We start from the raw sequence: 21,881 nt of genomic DNA, 5'->3' as shown, positions 1-21,881 counted from the left end.
GATCAGCTCACCCAGGCGGCACTGTGTTCTCACGCATCGCCAGCTCTCCGGGGACGGGCGTCCTACCTCTCGGTGGCGGATCATGCGGTCCTTCGTCCGCATCGACACCTTCGCCATCCGCTTCGTCTCCTCGCGGACCGCGAAGACGCCTCCCGCACCTCCTGTGAGGCCGTGCGCGTACCGCCGCTTCGACGCAGCCAGCGGTCGTCCGCGCAGCCGACCAGCCCGAACCGCCGGCGGGCGTTCTCCCAGCGGATCAGTGTGCGGTAGCCGACCGAGCTCAGCCCGAGCAGCTTCGCGTGCGCAGGGTCCAGGGCCGCGAGCTCCGCCACCTTCGCGTGCCGGCGCTCGGTGGACCGCCTCCGCCCAGGAGTGATGCCCGGTCCGCAGCCGATCGCCTCGGTATAGGTGCGCAGCCGACCCGTCTCACCGAAGGTGTACCGATGCGCGGGAGCGCTGGTCACGCCCGATCTATCGAGCACTTGGCCAGGGCCTCGGCCTCAGCGCGAGGCTACGGTCGTTTTATCGGCAGGTGCCTCTCAGGCGTCGGAGGGCGGCGCACCATCGACGGTGACTGCCGACTCCGGCTCCACTTTCGAACTGGTGGCTGGCCTGCTGTCCGCCTTCGATGAGACGGACAACGCGTCATGCCCGACGTGCAGCAACTGGCTTTCGCTGCTGTGGCGAGTGCACCGCCGCCGGTAGCGACGGCGCACCGGGATCCGCGACGCGAAGGACGATCCATCGGCCGGATCAGCGCCGACACCTCCGTCGACCGGGGCGGCGTGTACGCCCCCGGCCCCGTTCTGATGGAACTGCGCATCAACGCCCGCGGTGCTGTCATTCACCCCGCAGCGCAGCGATGCGGAAAGCGTCCGTAATCAGCAACGGATCCCCGTCCACTTGACCGTACGGACCCCGCGTTACCGGTCGCCGGGGGTTATCAGTCCCGACTCGTAGGCGAAAATCACCGCTTGGGCGCGGTCGCGCAGATTGAGTTTGGCGAAGATGTTGCCGATATGGGTTTTCACGGTCTGCTCGGCGACGACGAGGTTCTGGGCGATCTGCGTGTTGCTCTGGCCGCGGGCGACGAGCCGGAGGATTTCGGTCTCCCGTGGAGTCAGGCTCCTCAGTCGAACGTTGTCGCCCGCATCCGCGTGCGCCGCGGGCCAATTGCTGGCGAAGTCGGTGATGAGGCGGCGGGTGACCGAGGGCGACAGCAGTGCGTCGCCTTCCGCGACGACACGGACCGCGCGGGTCAGGTCGGTGATGGGCGCGTCCTTGAGTAGGAAGCCGCTGGCGCCGGCCTTGAGCGCCTCATAGATGTAGGTGTCGATGTCGTAGGTGGTGAGCATCAACACCTTGGGGCAGTAGGTGACCCCAAGCGGCGGGTTCAGGAGCTGGCGGGCGGCCTCCAGACCGTCCATCTCCGGCATGCGCACGTCCATGAGGACCACGTCGGGCTGGAGGTCGCGGCAGACTTGGATGCCCTCGCGCCCGTTCGCGGCCTCGCCGACCACGTCGATGTCGCTCTGGGCGGTCAGCACGGCGGTGAAGCCTGCGCGGACCATGGCCTGGTCGTCGATGACGACTACCCGGATCGTCATGTGTTGCTTTCCTTGCGGGGAAGGGCTGGCAGCGGAAGTCGAGCGGTGACCTGGAAGCCACCGTCCAGGGTCGGACCAGTCTCCAGGGCACCCCCGAGCAGGCGGACTCGCTCGCGTATCCCCACGAGGCCCTGCCCGGTACTGCTGGTCTCCAGGGAACCCGAGGAGTGCTGCGGAGTGGCATTGGCGACCAGGACCGTCAGGCAGCTGCGGTCCGGCAGCAGCTCCACTTCGACGCGGGTCCGCGCTCCCGGCGCGTGCCGCACGACGTTCGCCAGCGCCTCCTGCACGATCCGGTACGCCGACAGCTCCACTATCGGCGGGATCAGCTCCTTGAGCTCTACGACCCCCTCGTCGAGAACCAGGTTCACCGGGACACCGGCCCGGGCAATGGCCTCTACCAGGTGCGGCACACCGTTCAGGCCCGGCTGCGGGCGACGCTCGTCGTCTGAGTCCTCGCCGCGCAGCGCGCCGAGGAGTATGCGCATCTCGGACAGGGATTGGCGGGCGGCGACGGCGATCGCGGCGAACTCCTCCTGCGCAGCCGCCGACGTCCCGGGAATCCGGTAGGGCGCGCTGTCGGCCTGGACAGTGATCACCGACATGTGGTGGGCGACCACGTCGTGCAGCTCCCGGGCGATCCGAGCCCGCTCCTCCAGGAGGGTGTGCCGGGCCCGTTCCGACTGGGCGATCAACTGCTGTTCACCCAGCCGCTGCAGCGCCTCGTGCCGCTCGCGCAACACCCCACCCACCAGCAGGATCCCGCCGCCGACGACGGCCAGCAGCACGTCGCCTCTATCGCGGTTGTGCGGTGAAGCGGCCGCGATGGCCAGACCGGAGGAGGTGAGGACCACCCAGACAGCCACCAGGGCGGAACGTCGTTCCCGGCGGGCCACGGCCACCAGCAGCACAAGCTGTCCGAGGATCACGGCTGGGGGCCAAGGCCAGCTATTTCCCTCCAGCCTCGGGGCGTGGAACAGCACTGCGCAGGACGCTAGGTCTGCGGCCATCATGATCCACCACGCCTGCAACGGGCGGGTGACTGCCAAGAGCAGTGGGGCGGACTGGACGGCAGCCAGGAGCACGGCGGACGCAACGCCGACACCGTATCCGTGGAACATGGTCCGGAATCCCAGCGTGCCGATCAGAGCGGTCAACATAGCTGCGACGGTGTACTGCAGCAGAGGCCCGCGGCCGTGGCGGGAGGCGGTGGCAGACACGGGGGCTGGCCGTTCGGAGACGAACAGAGCGCGTGGCCAGTGAGGAAGGTTCATAGCAGGGCCAGCGTATGCGGCTGATCGGACGGCCTCTTCACCCCACAGAGCCACGTCCGGACTCATACCCCGGTATGAGTCCGGCGGGTGCCGCAGGGGTGCGGGTCGTACTCCAGTACGGGACCGGGTTGGCTCCGGAGCGCGATCCCCCGCTCCACCCTCCCGGCCTACCTTTTCGGTGTACCCACGGCCACCGATTACGGAGTGCTCTGATGTCCACCGCGTACAACATGTCCACCCCTGCCGCGGCCCCCGGGCCGACCGGAGACGTCGTTGCTCGTGCCACCCTGCTCTCCAAGGTGTACGGCAGCGGGGATACCCGGGTGGTGGCCCTGGACCAGGTCTCCGCGGAGTTCCGGCGCGGTGAATTCACCGCCATTATGGGCCCGTCGGGGTCGGGCAAGTCCACGTTCCTGCACTGCCTGGCCGGCCTGGACTCGCTCACTGAGGGCTCCGTGCAGATCGACGGTGTCGAGCTGGGGACCCTCAAGGACCGGCAGCTGACCCGGCTGCGGCGCGACCGGGTCGGTTTCATCTTCCAGGCGTTCAATCTGCTCCCCACGCTCACCGCGATAGAGAACATCACGCTGCCGCTGGCCATCGCGGGCCACAAGCCGGACCAGGCGTGGCTGGACCGGATCGTGGCCACCCTTGGCCTGGCCGACCGGCTGGGACACCGCCCCGCCGAACTTTCCGGCGGTCAGCAGCAGCGCGTCGCCTCCGCCCGTGCCTTGGCGTCCCGGCCCGCGATCATCTTCGGCGACGAGCCCACGGGCAACCTCGACTCCCGGGCAGGGGCGGAGATCCTGTCTTTTCTGCGCAGTTCGGTGCGCGACCTGGAACAGACGATCGTCATGGTCACCCATGATCCGGTGGCTGCCTCCTACGCGGACCGCGTGCTCTTCCTGGCTGACGGCCGGATCGTCGACGAACTCGCACAGCCCACGGCGGACGTGGTCCTGGACCGTATGAAGCGCTTCGACACCCGCACCCGCACCCGCTGACCTGGCAGGACGAGGAAGGAAGACGTCATGTTCCGTCTTGCCGTACGCAACATCACCACCCACAGGCTCCGGCTGCTGATGACCATGCTCGCCGTGGTCCTCGGTGTCGCCTTCGTGGCCGCAACCCTGATCTTCAGCGCCACGGTCAGCAAGGGCTATCAGGACCAGGCCACTAGGGAGAACGTCGGTGTCGACGTCGCAGTCAGAGCCACCTCGCAGGCCCAGCAACACGGACAGTCCTCAGGCCTGACCGGCACGGTGCTCGAGAAGGTCCGCGCGCTTCCGGGTGTCGCCTCCGCCCGGGGTCAGGTCTCTGGTGACACCTATGTCGTCAACAGGTCCGGCGACGTCGTCGGCAACGCTTCCCATGGCGCCAACTTCGCCCCCGATGTAGACGGCAAGGACCCCGACCGCTCCTTCACCGACGGGCGGGCCCCGCAGCAGTCCGACGAGATCGCGCTGGACACCCACACCGCCGCCAAGGCCGGCTTCCGCGTAGGTGACACCGTGCGCGTGATCGTCGACGGACCGGTCATGACGGAACATCTCGTGGGCGTCTTCACCGCTACCGATCCGGCGGCTACCACGGGCGCGACCTTCACTCTCTTCGACACCGCCACGGCCCAGCGGCTGTTCGGGTCCCCCGGCCAGTACGCCCGGATCGTAGTCAGGGCGGCAGCCGGGACGAGCGACCAGCGGCTGCTGAAAGAGATCACGCCTCTGCTGGGCAGGAACAGCGAAGCGATCACTGCCGCCAAGCTCATCAGCGACGAGAAAGAGGCCGACGCCTCCAGTATCAAAACCCTCAGCAACGTCTTCCTGGCCTTCGCCGTGGTCTCCCTGTTCGTCGGCATCTTCCTCATCGCCAACACCTTCACCATGCTGGTCGCCCAGCGCACCCACGAACTCGCCCTCGTCCGCGCCATCGGTGCCACCCGCCGCCAGGTCACCCGGGCCGTCCAGCTCGAAGCACTCATCGTCGGCCTGATCTCCTCCGCCATCGGTCTAGTCCTCGGCGTCCTGATCGCCAGCGGCCTGCATACGGTGCTCAACGACCTCATGGACACCGGTCTGCCCGGCACCGACCCCGTGGTCTCGCCCGGCACCATCGCCGGCTCTCTACTTGTGGGAACCGCCGTCACCGTGCTGGCTGCCTGGCTGCCTGGCCGCCGGGCGTCCAAGATCCCCCCGATCGCCGCGATGAGCAGCGCGCACATCACGCCTACTCAAGCCAGTCTGCGAATCCGCAACGCCGTGGGCTTCCTGATCACCGCGATCAGCGTGGGCCTGGGTGCCCGGGGTATGGCCGTTGGCAGTACCTCGGGCGGCTACTACATCGGTGCCGGCGCCGGACTGCTGAACATCGCGCTAGTCATCCTCACTCCGTTCTTGTCCAGGCCGCTGCTCGGACTGCTCAACAAGCCGTTCACCAAGTGGTTCGGCATCGACGGCAAGCTCGCTACCGAGAACGCTCGCCGTAACCCGCGGCGCACCGCCTCCACCACGGCGGCCCTCATGCTCGGCTTGACCCTGGTCACCGCGGTCACCGTGATCGGCACCTCGATCGGATCCGTCCTTGCCAAGCAGACCACCGGCAATCTCAAGGCGGACTTCATGGTCAGAATGATCAACGACCAGCCGCTCGACCCCTCGGTCACCGCGACGATCTCCTCCGTCCCCGGCGTCACCGACGCCTCCCCAATCCGTACCGGAGCCGTCGCATCCATCGGCACGGTTACCGGCTACAAAGTGACCGCAGTCGACCCAACCGTAATCACCCGGCTCCTGACGCTGCGCTACACGGCCGGAAGCGCCGCCCACCTGGACTCCGGCCTGCTGGTCACCGAAGCCGCCGCCGAACGCGGCCACCTCCACGCAGGCGACAGCGTCACCGTGACCTTCGCCGACGGCACGCAGCAGCCCCTCATCGTCAGCGGCATCATCAAGGCCAACCCACTGCTGTCCAACTATCTGATGTCGCTAAAGACCCTCGCCCCGCACATGGCGGCGCAGCGGGACGACATCATCCTGGTCAAGGCCACAGCCAGCCATGCCAACGACGTGCAGGAACGCGTCAAGACCGCCCTGCACAACCCCCTGCTCAAACTGCAGGGCCCCCAGGCATTGCAGCAGGAGGTCACCGGAAGCGTCGCCCTCCTGCTGAACATGGTCTACGGGCTACTCGGCATGGCGCTGATCATCTCGGTGCTCAGCGTGGTCAACACCATGGCCTTGTCCGTCTTCGCACGTGCCCAAGAGATTGGAATGCTACGCGCGATCGGCATGCGCCGAGAGGGCATCAAGCGGATGATCCGGCTCGAGTCCATCGTGATCTCGCTCTTCGGTTCGGTGCTCGGCATCGTCGTGGGCACCTTCACCGCATGGGCGATGGGTACCGTCTTCTCCCACTCCAAACTGCTCAGCGGTTACACCATGCAGATCCCCTGGGAACGCATCCTCCTCTTCCTGGCGGCCTCGGCGGCCGTCGGCGTACTTGCGGCCCTGTGGCCAGCCCGCCGTGCCGCAGCACTCAACACCCTCCAGGTCATCAAAGCCCAGTAGGCCTTGAGCAGAGACGTGCTCGATGGACGCCCCTTGGGTACTACGTTCCCGACGGGAGGGTCCTCGCCACGGTCGTCGGCGACGTCATCGTGCAGGCTTTCGGCCGACGCTGCGCCACTGCCCTCGCCAAAGGAGCCGGGATGGACGAGGACCCGTTCGTGCAGCGGCGTCTTGAGCGTGGTCGTCAGCGTGTGGTGCCACAGGGTGTGGAAGACGGCCGGGAGGGTCTCGATTGGGTCGCCGGCCGCTTCGGCGCCCTCGAGCAGCGGCCGCGGCCGCGCGAAGGCCTCAAGCACGGCGGGCATGAGGCCGGGCCTGCCCTGGTTGCGGGGGTGGCGGTAGCCGGCCAGCCATGTCAGGTTCGCTGCCACCACCTCGTCCAGCGGCGCGAGGCGCCGGTAGTTCCAGCCGATGTCCGTGCACGCCGCAGCCACCGCCTGCGCGGCCTTCAGGGCGCGTTCACCGCCGGTGCCAAGGCGGCCGGGGCAGTCGGCCAGCATGCTGGAGCCGTCGGTGCAGCGGGCGAAGAGCTGCGGCACCCAGGAACGCACCCGGCCCCGGCGGTCGTGCCACAGCAGTCGTACCGGCCGCCCGGCCATGCCGGTGACCTGCGGGTCGCGGTCCAGGACCATCAGCTGGGTACGCATGGCGTTCGATCCGGCGGCCACGTGCCGCCCGGTGGTGGCCGACCACCACAGATCCGGCCCCCACCGCCGGCCCGGCACCACCGGGAACGCCGACACCGGATCGATGGGTGAGGGCCCTCGTGCCTCGCATGTGTCTCCTCGTTGCTGTGCGGGACGCCGTGGTGGTGTCTCGCTGCGGGAGGAACGCTGCCGGAGGGGGGTGGGTGTCGGGGGGTGGTTGACGCTCAAACTCCCTGATCGTGGGAGCTGGGAGTGCGTGGGCTGTGGGGGGCGTGGGCGGCGCAGCCGGGTCCGCGCGTGCCTGTCGTGGGCGGGGCCCTCGTACCGCGCCATGCCCCCTGGGGCGACCGCCAGCCACCGGCGCGAAGATGCCCCAGTACCGGGCCGCCGGGACCACCGCGGCGATCCCGGCGTGGGAGCGTCCACACGAGCCGTAGCGGGCTGGTACTACCTGACCTGGATCGTGCGTAGCACCCGTGCACAGCCGCGCAACGGCATCGTCGTGCGAAGGTTGCCAGCGAAGTGCTGAACCCGGCCTGGGCTGCGTCGGCGGGTGTCCCGTGCCGGCGCTTTGGTAAGGGCTGCCGGGTGGGGCTCAAGGCGGGCGCTGCGCGCTGGACCGGCTGGGCCGTGCGGTAGCGGGATGTCTCGCGCTGCCAGTCGAGGTTGCCGCCGTCCAGGTCCGCGCGCCGTCGATCCACCGCGAGACCGCGATCCGCTCCGGTGGCGGGAGTTCGAGTGCCTCGCACAGTCGGGGCGTCTGCAGGCGCAGGGCATGGAACTCCTCGGCCCGGTCGCCCACCATCGCGATGACGTGGTCCAGGGTCTGGTCCCGGGTGAGCCCGTTGAAGCGGTACAGGATGAGGACAGCGTTGTAGGTGTCGCCCTGGGCCTCTTCCTTCTCCAGGGAGGCGATGTCATTGCACAGGGCGATGATCTCGCAGGTGAGGGTCTCCAGCCTTTGGATAGCGCTCTGATGGTAGGCGCGGGCGCAGATCTCGAAGCGTGATGCCCTCTCCACCATGCCGAGCGAGGGAGACACTCCGATGCTCGTACGCCGCATCCGCAGATACTGCTCCAGTGACCTCGGTACGGCGCCGCGCCGGCGATCGTGGCTTCCGCGAGATTCGCCCACAGACAGCGGGTCCACGCGTCGGCCATCCGGCCCTGCCAGTGCCATGACGTGCCGTGGATAGCGGTCTGCCACAGGTCCCGGAACGCGGTCGCCGGGAACGGGAGGGCGTCGGCCCAGCGGCCGGGGTACATCTGCGCGACCAGGGTCTCGATTACAGTAGTAATGCGGCGAAGCTCAGGTCGCTCACTCCACCATGGTGGCATTGGGCGTTTCCTCTACCACGGTCACCATCCTGGTGAGTGCGGCGCGCATGTAGCGGATCCAGAGCTGCTTGAACGGCCCCGCGACGATCCAGCGGCGGCCGGGCAGCGGCCGGAAGTCGTAGGTCCACCGGATCGACGTGCCGGTGCCATCGGGCAGGAACGACCATTCGCCGCGCACCCCGGAGGTCAGCTTGGCCAGCACGTTGGTGAAGCCACTCAGCTCGTAGGCGAATCCGTGCCCCTCCGCGATCTCGGTAAGCCGCTCGTCGGCCTTGGAGCCGTCGGTGAACCAGGTCTGGCGCGCTGTCCCCGGCCGGTTCCAGGTGCCGGTCTGGTCGCGCACTTCCGCGACGCCGGGCAGCGGTCCCCACGGCTTGAACACCTGGGCGAGGTCGATCGGCACGATGACCTGGTAGGTGTGGGCGGGGCTGGACGTTGTACGGGCGAAGACGGTGATCGGGACACTCGTTTTGGTCATGCCACGAGCATCGCGGCCAGCGCCTGCCCGAGGCACACATGTGGGCTGCTCAGCCGTGCTCAGCGCTGCCCGCAGGTCACTCCCTCGGCAACTGGCGTGGCGGGGTCGGTGTGGGTGTCGTGGCCGGTTGTCGCAGCAGTTGTTCGGTGAGGCGTTCCTTGGCCAGAGCGAGGTGACGCCGGTAGGTGCCGTAGGGCACCCCGAGTCGTCGGGCGGCAGCCCTGTGGGTGCGGGAGGCCGTGATGTAGGTGGTGGTGAGGGCCTCGTGGGCTTTGACGCCCGCTGGGTCGATCTGTATCGCGTTGAGGGCGGTGGTGATGGCGCCGCGCAGTTCCGCGGCGGGGTCGGGTGAGCCGGGCGTCACGAGATGGGAGTGCAGCAGGGCGCTGGTCGCGAATTCACGCGGGGTGTGCCAGGTGCGCAGTGCCTCGAGTACGCCTTCCTCGAACGCGGGTCGCGGCAGCTGGTCGCCCGGGCCACTTGCGGAGGCGGTTGCGGGCCATGTCGTCAGGGGCGTGAGTGCGGTGCGCGCCCGGTGTTGCGCCCACTCTTCCACTGGTTGCCGTCGCCAGTCCCGGCCGAAGACGTGCTGTCGCAGGCCGCCGACGTCCACGGCCGCGACTTCCGGTAGTCCGGCCTCGGCGAGGTAGCGTCCCCACCGGTCGGCGTCTTCGAAGACAGTGAAGGTCACCGCGCGTCCGTGGCTCCTCATCTCCTCGGCGATGGTGCGCCGGCTGGTGAGTTCCATCAGGGGTGAGGGCCGCTGTCGCCCGCCGGGTTGCACCGCGAAGCGGCGGATGCCGAGGTGCTCGCCCGGTCCCAGGGGAGCGGCCGTCTCCACGAGGTCCCAGACTGCTGCGATCACCGGGTCTGCGGCGCGGTCCTCGGGCAGCGGTGCGTCCAGCCGCAGGATGGCCATGAATGCAGCGGGTGTGGTGGAGCTCGTGTAGCGGTGGACGCGGAAGCCCTCCGGCTGGCGGCGCAGCCAGTGCGCGACCGCGGCTGCCGATGCCGGGCCCTCGGCCTCCTCGGCCATACGCAGCACGGCGGGCACGTCTTCGGGCCGCAGCGGAGCGTCCTCGATGTGGGGGTGCTTCCGGTGGTCGTACAGGTTGTCCGGGCGGTCGTGGTCGCGGAAGAGGAACATCCATTCCGCGATTCGCAAGAGCGCGTCGTCGGCGGTGGCGGAGCGCACGGCGTGCAGGCCGGCGAGGGAGATGCGGGCGCGGATGTCGTCGTAGCGCTCGGGGTCCCGCCAGCGCAGGTCGGCCTCGAGGGTCGCCCGCACCGCGTCGTGCGGGTGCAGCCCTTGCGGTGTGACCTCGATGTAGGGCAGCTGGCGCAGCCAGGCGAACACCGTATGGGTGTCCTCGTCACCCAGTACGGCGCGCAGCAGGGGCTCGCGGGTGACGTAGGTCTGCGCGACGACCTCGAGGGCGCGTCGGTGGACGGCGCTGGGCAGGTCGCCGACCAGCCGCTTGACCAGGGTCGTCAGGATGTCGCCGGCCGGCTCCCACAGTGCGCCGGGTGCCGCCGGAGGCACGGAGGCGGCCAGCGAGAGGGCGAGCGGGCTGCCTCCGGCGAAGGCGACGAAGGCGCCGCGCTGCTCGGCGGGGACACCCCGGGCGGCGAGCAGGGCGTCGGACCCGGCGGGATCGAGCGGCCGTATCGGCAGTTCGGTGAACAGTTGCGCCCACCCGGGGTCCAGTGACCATTCGGCGTCGGGGGCGGTCCTTCCGGCAACCACCACGATCGCATGGTCGGCGAGCCGCGGCAGGAAGGTCTCGCGCAACCACGTCTCAAGGGGCTGGCACTGTTCGAAGGTGTCGATGAGCAGCACCGCCCCGGGTTCGGCGCACGCCGGGGCGGCGGCCTCCTCCAGCCTGCGCGGGTCGGCGTCGAGGAACCGTCCGTCCACGTGCACCACACGGCGGCCCGCGAGTTCCGCCTGCCGGGCGGCGTAGCGCACGAGCGAGGACTTGCCGATGCCGCCGGGGCCGTGCAGGTAGGCGACGAGCGGAGCGTGCGCCGCACCCGACACCATCCGGTCGAGCACCGCCCGCTCCTGCTCCCTGCCCACCAGCGCTCCGGCTCGAGCCTCCGCCAACCGGTCCGCCAAGCCCCTCGCACCCAATCCGAGCTCCTTTCGTCAGGCCCATTTTGCCCTCGAAGATCGTTCGATGAAGCGCTTTCTACGTGAGTAGCGCCGAGTGCGGGGCAGCTCATGGGACGGAGAGCGCTACTCGCAGGTATGCAGCACCGACTCGACGTCGTCCAGGTGCTACGCCTCAGTCCCTGTCCTCGGCGTGACTCGTCGCTTCCCCTTGGCCCTGCGCCGAGCGGAACATGCCGTGTCCCTACCCCGTGGCCTGGGCCGAGTCCTCATGCTCCGGCTTTACGGCGGCGAGGCGCGGCCGAGCGGGACGGCATGGAGCGCATGTGGTCGCGCACCGGAGCCAGCAGGCTGGCGAGAGCTTTGACGTCGTCGCGCGAAAGCGGCTCGAACAGGAGGCGGCTGACCACCTCGACGTGCCCCGGCAGCACCTTCGCAAGCAGCGCACGCCCGGCATCGGTGAGGGTGACGGTGATGCTCCGCTCGTCGTCCGGCGAGGGAGCGCGGACGACCAGGCCCTCCTTCTGGAGCAGATCCACCTGATAGGTCAGGCCACTGCGGCTGTAGACGACACCGTCGGCCAGGTCGGTCATGCGGTGACTGCCCGTCGGTGAGTCCCCGAGGCGGGCCAGCAGCTGGAACTGCACATAGCTGAGATCACCGGCCTCGCGCAGCTGCTGCTCGACGGCGTGCCGGAGCAGGCTGGTCACCTCGATGAGGTCGAAGTAGGCACCGAGCTGCACGGGGTCGAGCGACGGCGGTGAATCAGACATGCCCGAAGTCTACTGCTTCGAATTCGAAGAATGTGGCGGGGTGCGGTCCAGTCACTGCAGGGGAAACCGGAACTGAACTCCTCCGCGAGTTCCGGTGCCACCCCCGGCAGGTGGAGTGGGCGGGCGCGAGGGTCTCCCAGGCCCGATGGCGTGAGGCGTGACCTCGTGAGCGCACGGTGTGGGCAGCGTTGAGCCCGACTGAGCACCGCGGAACATGGAAATCGGGCAGTGCCGCGGCACAGGGTTACGAGCAGAAGGACGGCGCCGCCGCCCACGTATCCCGAGGACCGGCCATGAACATCCCCTGCCTGGCGCAACGTCGTCCTCGGCCCTCCCCGGTGACGGCACGACAGCCCGGCCGCAGCGCAGAAGCCATGAACACGATGCCGGGATGAGCACCGCCGCGTGGGCTCCGGTGTCCTTGGCCGTGGTGAGCGCCGGTGTCGGATGTCCGCGTCAGGCTCGCCGGCTCGCGGACTGGGTCACGGAGGCGGTGTGTCGGTCACTGGCGGCCGGGGGTGCGCGCGCCGAGGTGGAGGTGCTGGAGCTGCACCGGCTGGCGGCCGACCTCGCCCGGCACTCCATCCAGGGCCGCGTCAGTCTCGACCTGTGGGAGGCGATCGCGGCGGTCGTGGCGGCCGACGGGCTGGTGGTGGCGACCCCGGTGCGCGCCGCATCTCCGAGCGAGGTGTTCAACTCGTTCCTCGCCGTCCTCGGGGACAAAGTCCTCTCCGGCATACCGGTGCTGCTGGCGCTCAACAGCGGATCCGACCGGCAGCCACCCGACCTCGCGAAGGTGATGCGCAGGCGCCTGACCGACGTGCACGCCGACCCCGTGCCCACGGTCGTCGTCGCTGGTCCCGCCGACTGGCGGACAACGGCTGGCAGCGATGCGGCGCGGCTGCGCGCCTGCATCGGCCGAGCCGCCGTCGAACTCGCCGCTGCGATGCGCTCGCACCGGCAGTAACCCACAACACTTGCTTCGAATTCGAAGTAGATGTACCGTTAGCAACAGTTGCTTCGAATTCGAAGCAACTTGGATCGCGGTGAAGGTGAGAACTCCCATGAAGGCAGTGCGTTTCCACGAGTACGGCGACCCGAGCGTCCTGCGCTATGAGGACGTGGAGCAGCCCGTTCCCGCGGCCGGCGAGGTCCGAGTGCGCGTCGCCGCGACGTCGTTCAACCCCGTCGACGGCAACATCCGCGGGGGCTTCATGCAGGGCCCCATCCCGGTGACGCTGCCCCACACGCCCGGCATCGACGTCGCCGGAACGGTCGACGCCCTGGGCGAGGGCGTCGACAGCATAGCGGTCGGTGACGACGTCGTCGGCTTTCTGCCGATGGACGGCACCGGAGCCGCCGCGCAGTACGTTCTCGCGCCGGCCGACGTCCTGACCCCGGCCCCCAAGAGCGTCCCCCTGGCCGACGCCGCCGCGCTGCCGCTGGTGGGCCTGACCGCGTACCAGGCCCTCTTCGACCACGCCAAGCTGACGGCCGGGCAACGCGTCCTGATCAACGGAGCCGGCGGAGCGGTCGGCGGCTACGCCGTGCAGCTGGCCAAGAACGCAGGCGCCCACGTCATCGCCACAGCCGGCCCGCGCAGCAGCGAGGCGGTCACATCGGCCGGCGCCGACGAAGTCATCGACCACACCACCACCGGCGTGCCCGCAGCGGTGACCGAACCGGTCGACATCGCACTCAACCTCGCACCGGTCGCCCCGGACGAACTGGCCGCGCTCATCACCCTGGTCCGTCCCGGCGGGGTCGTCGTGAACACCACGGTGTGGATGCCCGCCCCCAGCGACGAGGAGCGCGACGTGCGCGGCATCGACCTCTTCGTCCGCAGCGACGCCGACCAACTGGCCCAACTGGTGGCGCTGATCGACCGCGGCGAGCTGCGCGTCGACGTCGCCGAGCGGGTACCGCTGGCCGAACTCCCCGCGCTCCACACCCGGGCCTCCGAAGGCGCGGTGCACGGCAAGGTCATCGTCGTCCCGTCCGCCGACTGACGCCGATCCTCCACCGAAAGGGAAATCCCTTCCCCACCCCGCTCGAGGACGCCAACAGCGCACTGCGCTGGCTGCACGCACACGCCGCCGAACTCGGTGTCGACCGCGACCGGATCGGTGTGATGGGGGACAGCGCGGGCGGCGGCATGACCGCAGGACTGACGATCCTCGCCCGCGAGCGTGGCGGCCCGGAGATCGCCCGCCAGATCCTCATGATGCCGATGCTCGACGACCGCACCACCACCCCCGATCCCCACATCGCGCCCTACCTGCTGTGGTCCTACGACGACAGCCTCACCGCCTGGCCCGCCCTGCTCGGCGAGGCCGTCGGCGGGCCCGACGTCCCGGTCAGGCGGCCCCGGCCCGGCTCGAGGACGCCACCGGCCTGCCGCCGGCCGACATCGAGGTCGGCCAGCTCGACGTCTTCCGCGACGAAGACACCGCCTACGCCACCAAACTCAGCCGCGCCGGCGTGCTAGTCGAATTCCACCTGCGCCCCGGCGCCCCGCACGAGTTCGACTCCATCGCCTTCACCTCCGACGTCGCCCGCCGCGCCATCACCGACCGCATCCGCGTCCTCAAATCCATCAGAGCCGCCACCGAGCGCGCTCGCCCCATGCCCCAGGAGGGGTATGCAGGCGCTCCGCACAGGTGGCCCGCACCCCGTTGCCCGGCACGATGGAGTCTCTCGGACACCGGCACGAACACACTGAAGCACCGCGCGGCCGGGCCGGAATCCCACTTCGCGCAGCATGCGCATCTACGGCCGGGAGACTGCCGGACTCCATTCGACCCGCCCGGCACCTGATCCTCACCTGACTGACCTCTGAAGGAGACGATTCCGATGATCCCCGACGACGACCTGTCCCGCTCGCTGACCGTGGCGGACCCCGACGATCCCGCCACGACGTACATCTCTTTGGTGGGCAACACGTACGCCATGCTGGTCACCGGCGAGCAGACCGACGGCCGGTACTGCCTGATCGACATGCGTGTGCCCGACGGCGGCGGCCCGCCCCCGCACCGGCACGACTTCGAGGAGATGTTCACGATCCTCGAGGGCGAGATCGAGTTCACCTTCCGCGGCGAGAAGTACACCGTGAGGGCCGGGGCCACGGTCAACATTCCGGCCAACGCGCCGCACAACTTCCGCAACATCTCGGGTGCGCCGGCCCGCATGCTGTGTATGTGCACCCCGGCAGGCCAGGACGAATACTTCCTGCGCATCGGCGATGTCGTCGCAGGCAAGGACGCGCCGCCGCCGCAGCTGTCCGAGGGCGAGGTCATGGAGCGTCGCCGCCGTGCGGCCGAGCTGGCCTCGACCTACCGGAGCGAATTCCTGTGACTCGCAGGGCCGGCAAACCCGGCACCGGCCGGCAGGGCGAGGTTCCCCGCTGAGCTGAGCAGCAGGACCAGATCGTTCGGGGTCCATCGCCTAGTCTTCTGAGTCAGGAATTCTGTTCAGATATGAGGTGAGGCGTTCGAGGATCTCGTCCGCCGTCTTGGTCCAGACGTAGGGCTTGGGATCGGTGTTCCATGCGGCGATCCAGGTCCGGATGTCCTTCTCAAGGGCCTGGACGCTCTTGTGGGCCCCTCGCCGTATCTGTTTGTTCGTCAGTTCTGCGAACCACCGCTCCACGAGGTTGAGCCAGGACGAGCCGGTAGGCGTGAAGTGCAGATGGAATCGGGGGTGGGCGAGCAGCCAGGTCTTGACGGCCGGTGTCTTGTGGGTGGCGTAGTTGCAGGCCGAAGGCTCGCCAGATCCTTGACACGGTCGACTGGGAGAGGCCCAGCTCTCTGGCCATCGCTCTCGTCGACCAGTGCGTGGCGTTCCTCGGTGTCGACTCCAGCGTCCGCTTCACCACTGCGGCAACCTGCTCGTCGCTCACCGAGCGGGGGCCGCCGGATCTGGGCAGGTCACCCAGACCGGCGATGCGATGCTCGTTGAATCGCGCCCGCCACCGGCCCACCGACTGACCCGTCATGCCCACCAGGGCACCGACATCCTTGTTCGACATGCCGTCCGCGCAGGCCAGGATGATCCGGCACCGCACCGCCCATGACTGAGGAGTCGAGCGACGCCTGACCCACCCCTCAAGCGCCGCCCGCTCATCCACCGACAGCACCAACTCGGCCTTCGGCCGCCCCGTACGAGCCATACCGCAAGCCTACATATATAAAAGGAACTCCCGACTCAGAAGACTAGAACTCGGGTATGACATCCAGCTCCCCTGGGAGCTGCGGTTGGCGCTGCTGACTGCCGTCAACGGTCTGCTGATGCTGTCCTCCCGCCGGGGCTGGCACCCGTTCTGGTCGCACCAGGCTGCGGGGTGCAGGTGACCCGCGCGGAGCTCGGGCAGGAAGCGGTTCTTCCAGGCGGTGCGATTGCTGGCTCTAACAAAAGCTGTTGATCATGTGACTGTTGGCTTGTCCGCTCGTTGGTCTGGTCGTGGGGAAACGCCAGTCGCGACCGTGGATCGTGTCGGATGAACTCTGGTCATTTATCGAGCCGTTGCTGCCCGAGCCGGCGCCGAAGCTGGTCGAGGGCAGACCTCGAGTGCCGGACCGCCAGGCCCTGTGCGGGATCCTCTTTGTCCTGCATACCGGCATCCAGTGGCAGTACCTGCCGCGGGAGCTGGGCTTTGGCTCGGGGATGACCTGCTGGCGGCGCCTGGCAGCCTGGAACGAGGCGGGCGTCTGGGACCAGCTCCACGTGCTGCTGCTGGAGAGGCTGCGGTCGAAGAACCAGCTGGACTGGTCCCGGGCGGTGATTGACTCCTCGCACGTCCGCGCGGCCCGAAGGGGCCCAAAAGCGGACCCAGCCCGGTCGACCGCGCACGTCCGGGCAGCAAGCACCACCTCATCGTCGACGGGCAGGGCATCCCGCTCGCGGTGTCGCTGACCGGCGGCAACCGTAATGATGTCACCCAACTCGAGCCGCTGCTGGACAAGATTCCGGCAGTCGCGGGCCGGGTCGGCAGACCGCGCCGACGCCCCGACGCGCTGCTGGCCGACCGCGGCTACGACCACGACAAGTACCGCCGCTTGCTCTGGCAGCGAGGGATCCGCCCCGTGATCGCGAAGCGAAGCGAGCCGCACGGCACTGGCCTGGGCATCTTCCGCTACGTCGTCGAGCGCACGATCGCCTGGCTCCACGGCTTCCGCCGCCTGCGCATCCGCTGGGAGCGACGTGACGACATCCACGAAGCGTTCCTCGGACTCGCCGTCTGTCTGATCACCCACCGCCACGTCCAACGCCTTTGTTAGGGACAGCAAGCCATACCTCGACCAGCGCTGGCAGGAAGGCTGCACCAGCGCCTGGAAACTATGGGAGGAGATCAGAGAACAGGGCTATCCACGCGGCTACGGCAGCGTCCGCGACTACGTCAGCAGGACACTTCGCGGCAAGCCCCAGCCGGTCGGGCCCCGGCCGCCATCTGCCCGAGCCGTCACACGCTGGGTCCTCACTAATCCCGACGCACTGAATGAGAACGACCGACTTCACCTCAACGCCGCCCTGGCCAACTGCCCCGAACTCGCAGCACTCGCCGAGCACGTGCGCTCCTTCGCCCACATGCTCACCCACCTGTAAGGCGACCAACTACCCGACTGGATCGCAGCGGCGACCGCGACCACCGAACTGCCCAGTCTCCGCCGATTCGCCCAGCATCTCGAACGCGACCTCGACGCCGTCATCGCCGGCCTCTCACAACCCTGGAACTCCGCCGTCGTCGAAGGCCACGTCAACCGGCTCAAAATGATCAAGCGCCAGATGTTCGGTCGCGCGGGCTTCGAACTCCTCCGCAAGCACGTCCTGCTCTACGCATAGATCCCAGGTCAGGAGTCGTCCACAACGAGTCCAAAACCATAAGGGAACCCCTCCAAGAACTCACGGCGCGAAGGATCGGCCTCCTCTGCAGCCATCGAACCGAGTAGGTCGATGAACTCGCTTCGCTGATCACTCGACAGCTGAGCCACCAGATGAGCGACACCCTCCAAGACCTTGACCGCGTCATCCGGATCCATCTGCTCGTCCTCGCACCCCTCAACGAACCAGAGGACATCGACCAAAGCCTCAGCCAGAGCACGGGTCAGCGAAGAGTACACAGGCATCGGAACGACCTCCCACCAGGCGGCTGATAGAGCGCGGCCATCTCACCACATGCCACTGACATCACTGTCGGTGAGGCGTCCACAGAAAGTGGACCAGAGCCTTCGGTGGGGAGTCATTTGGAGGTGCTTCCGGGAGTCACCTCGCGGGGCTCAGCAAGATCAATGTCAGCGAGTTTTGGGTTCTGGCACAGATCTTGGGGAGCGGTTGCGGAGGGTGATCGAGGTCGCAGTCAGGTGGTTTGGAGCCGGAAGTGCAGCAAGTCGGTGCCATCAGCAGAGGCTGGTTTGCCGTCCGAATCGGTTACCGCAGTCAGGGCCAGGCCGACGGGCGTGGCCAACTTCTCGAACTGCTCCGGCGTGTACCAATGCATGGTCCACGGGCGCTCTTCGATGGTGCTGTCTGAGCCGTGGTGCCGCTCGTAGCGTAGAAGCGTCGTCTGTGTCCGGGCTGTCTCGTCGCGTTGCTCGGCGACGACGGATACCCGGAGCTCGGCGCCGTCGGGTGCGGCGGACGTGCGCACTCGGCCGATCTGTTCAGCGGGGGTCGGTGCGGGGGTGAACAGGGGCACCAGGGCGGTGCCGCCCTCAGCCAGGTGAGCGCGGATGCCGCGCAGGGCGGCGAGCGCTGTGGCGTCGTCGGGGAGCAGGGTGAAGGTCGGCCCGGCAAGGAAGATCGCCCGGTAGCGGCGGGGCAGGTTCAAGGCCTCCATGCGCTGGTGGAACACGGTGGCACGGATGTCTTGTTCGGCTGCCCGGCGTCGGAGCCGCTCCAGCATGTCGGCGGAGGAGTCGACGCCGTCGACGTCCAGGCCGCGTCGGCGCAGTTCGAGCAGGGGGTCACCGTCTCCGCACCCCAGCTCCAGTGCCGGCATGCCGGTTTGCTGAATGAAGGCTGCGTAGGGTTCGGGGTCCTGGGAGAAGGATTTCAGCGGTCCGTAGATCTCCGCGACGATGCCGGTGTAGAAGTCAGCTGGGTCCACGCCCGTCACCCTACGCAGCCCCTTCCCTCCGTTCACCCGAATATCGAGAGTGGGTCACTGCAGCAGGATCCTCTTGCGGAGCAGTTCGAATCCTCCCGACCGGGGCACAGTCTTGGACATCGGTTGCGGGCACGGGCTACTACCTGGTTGGCGTGCTCGACCAGTTGCCCGGCGCCCGCAGTCTGGGCCTCGACACCTCGATGCGCGACGGTGACCTGGGAGCCAGTCATCACTTTGCGTATTCGCCGGCCGAGGCATTCACCCATCACATCAGGCCCGGGGGCGACCCGCGAGCGAAGCTGCTGGACGGAGCGGCGTGGGAGCAGGCCAAGCCCACCGTGCTGGCCTCGCTCAACCTGCCCGCTGAGGCGGGCGAGCACCTGACAGCGCGGGCCGCGCTGCTGGACGGCACCTACCGTGAGATCGCCGGGCGGGTGCCGGCGAACTCCCAGATCGTGTTCGACGACGACGGCCGCCTGCACTTCGCCGCCCTGGAGCCTCCCTGCGTGCCCTGCGGGAGGCGGTGGAGGCGATGCTGCCCCGGGTCGACCTGCCCGAGGTGCTGCTGGAGGTGTTCTCGTGGACCGGCGCCGACAAGGCGTTCACGTCCGTCACCGGCGGCGAGGCGAGGCTGAAGGACCTGAACGTGACGATCGCCGCGCTGCTGGTGGCGCACGCGTGCAACGTCGGCTACACCCCGGTCATCGGCTCTGCGGACGCGCTGAAGTACGGGCGCTTGTCGCACGTCGACCAGACCTATCTGCGCCTGGCGACGTACCGGGCTGCGAACGCGGCGCTGATCGACTACCAGGCGTCGATCCCGCTCGCGCAGGCGTGGGGCGGCGGGCTGGTGGCCTCCGTGGACGGCATGCGGTTCGTCGTGCCGGTGCCGAGCGTGTACGCGCGGCCGAACCCGAAGTACTTCGGGCGCCGGGGCGGCGCCACCTGGCTCAACATGATCAATGACCAGGCGGCGGGGCTGGGCGGGAAGGTGGTAGTTGGCACTCCGTGCGACTCGCTGTACGTGCTGGACGTCCTCTACGACCGCGACGGCGGCAAGCGCCCCGAGACGATCGTCACCGACACCGCCTCCTACAGCGACATCGTGTTCGGCCTGCTCACCCTCGCCGGGTTCGCGTACGCGCCGCAACTGGCGCACTTGCCCGACCAGAAGATGTGGCGCATCGACCGCACCGCCGACTACGGCGCATTCACTGACGCTGCCCGTGGTCGGGTGGACCTCGCCCGGATCGAGCGGCAGTGGGAGGACATCCTGCGGATCATCGGCTCCATCCACACCGGCGTGCGCGCCTACGACGTCATCCGCATGCTGTCCCGGGACGGGCGGCCGACCCCGCTGGGGGACGCGATTGCGCACTACGGGCGGATCGCCAAGTCCCTGCACATCCTGCCCCTGGCCGACGAGCCCGGCTACCGCCGCCAGATCAAGGCCCAGGCCAACCTCCAGGAGGGCCGCCACGCACTCGCCCGGAACATCTTCCACGGCCGCTCAGGGCAGCTCTACCAGCGCTACCAGGACGGCATGGAAGACCAGCTCGGCGTGCTCGGCCTGGTCCTCAACGCCCTCGTGCTGTTCACGACGCGGTACACGGACGCCGCGGTGAACCAGCTGCGCACGGACGGCTTCGACGTCCGCGACGAGGACGTGGCCCGCCTCTCGCCATTCGTGCGGCACCACATCAACATGCTCGGCCGCTACTCCTTCCAGCTCCCCGACCTGCCCGGAGGCTTGCGACCACTGCGTGATCCGGATGCCGTAGACGGCGAGTGACCGCCGCTCATCGGGAGACGCCGACCAGCCCCTGCTGCGGGCTGGTCGGCGGGGCTGCGGTTGGGTTGCTTAGATGGTCACGCCTGGCTGCCGCCGGGGCAGTTCGGCGTGCCGCACGGCGTCGGAGGCCAGGGCGATGCCCACGCCCAGGCTGGCGAAGATGCCGCAGCCGACGAACACCGGGGCGGCTCCCCTGTAGGCGATCTCGACATTGTTCGTCGCCGCCCAGGTGCCGACGCGTTGGCACTTCTTCGTGGTCAGGTGCGGGGAGAAGTTGTCGCAGACGATGGCGATCCGCACCGTCGAAGGGTAGAGGGTGCGCAGGTAGCGGCAGAATTCCAGGAACTGGGTGCGCCGCTTGATGGGCTTGATGTGGCCGTAGAGCTTGTCCTTGGCCAGGTCCAGGGCGGCGAACAGGTGCCGCACTCCGCCGTAGCGGTTGTAGGTCGCCCGGCGCCGCCGACGCGGCTCACGATCGGGGTCCTTCTGCTTACCTCCGCGCTCGGCCCACTGCTTCCCGGGATGGGGCATGAGGTTGAGCGGGCCGAACTCATCCATGCAGAAGACGACTTCGGGCTCGCTTTCCTCGGGTATGACCTCGCCGTCGGCGATCGCGTAGAGGTGCTCGACGCGGGCCTTCCTGGCCGCGTAGTCCGGGTCACGGGAGGTCTTCCAGGTCTTCAGGCGTTGAAAGGAGACGCCTTCCTCGCGGAGCAGGGTGCGCAGGCCCTCGTGGCTGATGTCGTCGACCACCCCCTCGGCGACCAGGAAGTCCGCCAGCTTGGTCAGGCTCCACGTCGAAAACGGCAGGTCGTGCTCGGTCGGCTTGGACTTGGCGAGCTTCTTGATTTCGCGGCGCTCGGGCAGCGTGAAGGTCTTCGGCCGGCCTCCGGAGTACTTCGGATACAGCGAGTCGAATCCATCAGCGTTGAAGTTATGGATCACGTCGCGGACCCGGTCGCCGCTGGTGAACGACACCTCGGCAACCTTCGCCACCGGCATGCCCTGCGCAGACAGCAGCACCATCTGGGCCCGCCGCCAGGTCACCACCGACCCCGTGCCACGGCGGACGATCCGCAGCAGCCGCCGTCCCTCATCGTCATCGATCTCGCGGACCCGTACACGCTCTGCCATCCGGACAGAATGACGGCCCCTCGCCGTCCGGCACAGCACCCGGACGGCGAGTCAACT

At 68.5% G+C, this 21,881-nt stretch carries 17 protein-coding genes and 5 pseudogenes; 11 read left to right on the top strand and 11 right to left on the bottom strand.

Annotated elements, in window-relative coordinates:
* Positions 1-923 precede the first annotated feature (923 nt).
* Together OHS71_RS00355 and OHS71_RS00350 are read right to left on the bottom strand one after the other, a co-directional pair.
* Positions 924-1,607, bottom strand: a complete 684-nt coding sequence (locus tag OHS71_RS00355) for a response regulator transcription factor (protein ID WP_328475600.1) — start codon at positions 1,605-1,607, stop codon at positions 924-926.
* Complete coding sequence (locus OHS71_RS00350; RefSeq protein WP_328475598.1) at positions 1,604-2,767, bottom strand: sensor histidine kinase; 1,164 nt, start codon at positions 2,765-2,767, stop codon at positions 1,604-1,606. Before OHS71_RS00350 ends, OHS71_RS00355 begins: the two co-directional genes overlap by 4 nt.
* Positions 2,768-3,111: 344 nt before the next feature.
* On the opposite strand from OHS71_RS00350, the gene OHS71_RS00345 reads away from it, so the two are divergent.
* Positions 3,112-3,885, top strand: coding sequence for an ABC transporter ATP-binding protein (locus OHS71_RS00345; RefSeq protein WP_328484352.1), 774 nt, complete (start codon positions 3,112-3,114; stop codon positions 3,883-3,885).
* A gap of 27 nt (positions 3,886-3,912) precedes the next feature.
* Entirely contained in the window at positions 3,913-6,447 is a 2,535-nt protein-coding gene (locus tag OHS71_RS00340; protein ID WP_328475594.1) for an ABC transporter permease, read from the top strand.
* Between the two features lie 152 nt (positions 6,448-6,599).
* Here the strand turns inward: OHS71_RS00340 and OHS71_RS00335 are convergent.
* The 5 genes and pseudogenes from OHS71_RS00335 to OHS71_RS00315 form a co-directional block, all read right to left on the bottom strand.
* A pseudogene (locus OHS71_RS00335) lies at positions 6,600-7,427 on the bottom strand (TnsA-like heteromeric transposase endonuclease subunit); the annotation flags it as partial.
* Between the two features lie 262 nt (positions 7,428-7,689).
* Positions 7,690-8,274, bottom strand: coding sequence for a terpene synthase family protein (locus OHS71_RS00330; protein WP_328475592.1), 585 nt, complete (start codon positions 8,272-8,274; stop codon positions 7,690-7,692).
* 138 nt (positions 8,275-8,412) lie between these two features.
* Positions 8,413-8,910: an SRPBCC family protein gene (locus OHS71_RS00325; RefSeq protein ID WP_328475590.1), complete on the bottom strand. Its 498-nt coding sequence runs from the start codon at positions 8,908-8,910 to the stop codon at positions 8,413-8,415.
* A 76-nt stretch (positions 8,911-8,986) separates the two neighbouring features.
* Positions 8,987-10,990 (bottom strand): ATP-binding protein, encoded by a 2,004-nt coding sequence (locus tag OHS71_RS00320; protein ID WP_328475588.1) that lies wholly within the window; start codon positions 10,988-10,990, stop codon positions 8,987-8,989.
* A 302-nt stretch (positions 10,991-11,292) separates the two neighbouring features.
* On the bottom strand, positions 11,293-11,796 hold the full coding sequence (locus OHS71_RS00315; RefSeq protein WP_328475586.1) for a MarR family winged helix-turn-helix transcriptional regulator: 504 nt from the start codon (positions 11,794-11,796) through the stop codon (positions 11,293-11,295).
* A gap of 391 nt (positions 11,797-12,187) precedes the next feature.
* Between OHS71_RS00315 and OHS71_RS00310 the strand changes: the two genes are divergently transcribed.
* The 5 genes from OHS71_RS00310 (at position 12,188) to OHS71_RS00295 (ending at position 15,150) form a co-directional block, all read left to right on the top strand.
* The gene (locus OHS71_RS00310) at positions 12,188-12,763 is read left to right on the top strand and encodes an NAD(P)H-dependent oxidoreductase (RefSeq protein ID WP_328475584.1); all 576 of its coding nucleotides are present in this window, start codon (positions 12,188-12,190) and stop codon (positions 12,761-12,763) included.
* Between the two features lie 97 nt (positions 12,764-12,860).
* Positions 12,861-13,805: an NADP-dependent oxidoreductase gene (locus OHS71_RS00305; RefSeq protein ID WP_328475582.1), complete on the top strand. Its 945-nt coding sequence runs from the start codon at positions 12,861-12,863 to the stop codon at positions 13,803-13,805.
* Positions 13,802-14,284, top strand: coding sequence for an alpha/beta hydrolase fold domain-containing protein (locus OHS71_RS00300; RefSeq protein ID WP_328484351.1), 483 nt, complete (start codon positions 13,802-13,804; stop codon positions 14,282-14,284). Before OHS71_RS00305 ends, OHS71_RS00300 begins: the two co-directional genes overlap by 4 nt.
* The gene (locus OHS71_RS41230; protein ID WP_443047146.1) at positions 14,191-14,613 is read left to right on the top strand and encodes an alpha/beta hydrolase; all 423 of its coding nucleotides are present in this window, start codon (positions 14,191-14,193) and stop codon (positions 14,611-14,613) included. The genes OHS71_RS00300 and OHS71_RS41230 overlap by 94 nt, the downstream gene beginning before the upstream one ends.
* A gap of 36 nt (positions 14,614-14,649) precedes the next feature.
* Positions 14,650-15,150 carry a cupin domain-containing protein gene (locus OHS71_RS00295; RefSeq protein ID WP_328475580.1) on the top strand — a complete coding sequence of 167 codons (501 nt, stop codon included), beginning with the start codon at positions 14,650-14,652 and terminating at the stop codon, positions 15,148-15,150.
* A 90-nt stretch (positions 15,151-15,240) separates the two neighbouring features.
* On the opposite strand, the pseudogene OHS71_RS00290 reads toward OHS71_RS00295, so the two are convergent.
* Positions 15,241-15,964: pseudogene (locus OHS71_RS00290) on the bottom strand (helix-turn-helix domain-containing protein).
* A 290-nt stretch (positions 15,965-16,254) separates the two neighbouring features.
* Here OHS71_RS00290 and OHS71_RS00285 point away from each other — a divergent pair.
* Positions 16,255-17,072: pseudogene (locus OHS71_RS00285) on the top strand (IS5 family transposase).
* A 346-nt stretch (positions 17,073-17,418) separates the two neighbouring features.
* Positions 17,419-17,634: a transposase gene (locus OHS71_RS00280; RefSeq protein WP_328484349.1), complete on the top strand. Its 216-nt coding sequence runs from the start codon at positions 17,419-17,421 to the stop codon at positions 17,632-17,634.
* A gap of 8 nt (positions 17,635-17,642) precedes the next feature.
* Here the strand turns inward: OHS71_RS00280 and OHS71_RS00275 are convergent, their stop codons facing one another.
* Entirely contained in the window at positions 17,643-17,918 is a 276-nt protein-coding gene (locus OHS71_RS00275) for a hypothetical protein (RefSeq protein WP_328475578.1), read from the bottom strand.
* 230 nt (positions 17,919-18,148) lie between these two features.
* Complete coding sequence (locus OHS71_RS00270; RefSeq protein WP_328475576.1) at positions 18,149-18,898, bottom strand: class I SAM-dependent methyltransferase; 750 nt, start codon at positions 18,896-18,898, stop codon at positions 18,149-18,151.
* A gap of 103 nt (positions 18,899-19,001) precedes the next feature.
* On the opposite strand from OHS71_RS00270, the pseudogene OHS71_RS00265 reads away from it, so the two are divergent.
* Positions 19,002-19,104, top strand: a pseudogene (locus tag OHS71_RS00265) (methyltransferase type 11); the annotation flags it as partial.
* Between the two features lie 72 nt (positions 19,105-19,176).
* A pseudogene (locus OHS71_RS00260) lies at positions 19,177-20,690 on the top strand (transposase); the annotation flags it as partial.
* A gap of 69 nt (positions 20,691-20,759) precedes the next feature.
* Here the strand turns inward: OHS71_RS00260 and OHS71_RS00255 are convergent.
* Entirely contained in the window at positions 20,760-21,824 is a 1,065-nt protein-coding gene (locus OHS71_RS00255) for an IS630 family transposase (protein WP_328475572.1), read from the bottom strand.
* Positions 21,825-21,881: the final 57 nt, after the last annotated feature.

This window comes from Streptomyces sp. NBC_00377, from assembly GCF_036075115.1.
Taxonomy (GTDB): Bacteria; Actinomycetota; Actinomycetes; order Streptomycetales; family Streptomycetaceae; genus Streptomyces.
Note: the sequence above shows the minus strand (reverse complement) of the source record. Positions and strands in the feature narration are given on the sequence as shown.

What these genes read in the sequence shown, in the direction of transcription:
- OHS71_RS00355 (WP_328475600.1), bottom strand. Translation starts at nt 1,607, where the DNA reads ATGACGATCCGGGTAGTCGTCATCGACGACCAGGCCATGGTCCGCGCA.
- OHS71_RS00350 (WP_328475598.1), bottom strand. Translation starts at nt 2,767, where the DNA reads ATGTTGACCGCTCTGATCGGCACGCTGGGATTCCGGACCATGTTCCAC.
- OHS71_RS00345 (WP_328484352.1), top strand. Translation starts at nt 3,112, where the DNA reads ATGTCCACCCCTGCCGCGGCCCCCGGGCCGACCGGAGACGTCGTTGCT.
- OHS71_RS00340 (WP_328475594.1), top strand. Translation starts at nt 3,913, where the DNA reads ATGTTCCGTCTTGCCGTACGCAACATCACCACCCACAGGCTCCGGCTG.
- OHS71_RS00330 (WP_328475592.1), bottom strand. Translation starts at nt 8,274, where the DNA reads ATGGCACTGGCAGGGCCGGATGGCCGACGCGTGGACCCGCTGTCTGTG.
- OHS71_RS00325 (WP_328475590.1), bottom strand. Translation starts at nt 8,910, where the DNA reads ATGACCAAAACGAGTGTCCCGATCACCGTCTTCGCCCGTACAACGTCC.
- OHS71_RS00315 (WP_328475586.1), bottom strand. Translation starts at nt 11,796, where the DNA reads ATGTCTGATTCACCGCCGTCGCTCGACCCCGTGCAGCTCGGTGCCTAC.
- OHS71_RS00310 (WP_328475584.1), top strand. Translation starts at nt 12,188, where the DNA reads ATGAGCACCGCCGCGTGGGCTCCGGTGTCCTTGGCCGTGGTGAGCGCC.
- OHS71_RS00305 (WP_328475582.1), top strand. Translation starts at nt 12,861, where the DNA reads ATGAAGGCAGTGCGTTTCCACGAGTACGGCGACCCGAGCGTCCTGCGC.
- OHS71_RS00295 (WP_328475580.1), top strand. Translation starts at nt 14,650, where the DNA reads ATGATCCCCGACGACGACCTGTCCCGCTCGCTGACCGTGGCGGACCCC.
- OHS71_RS00275 (WP_328475578.1), bottom strand. Translation starts at nt 17,918, where the DNA reads ATGCCTGTGTACTCTTCGCTGACCCGTGCTCTGGCTGAGGCTTTGGTC.
- OHS71_RS00255 (WP_328475572.1), bottom strand. Translation starts at nt 21,824, where the DNA reads ATGGCAGAGCGTGTACGGGTCCGCGAGATCGATGACGATGAGGGACGG.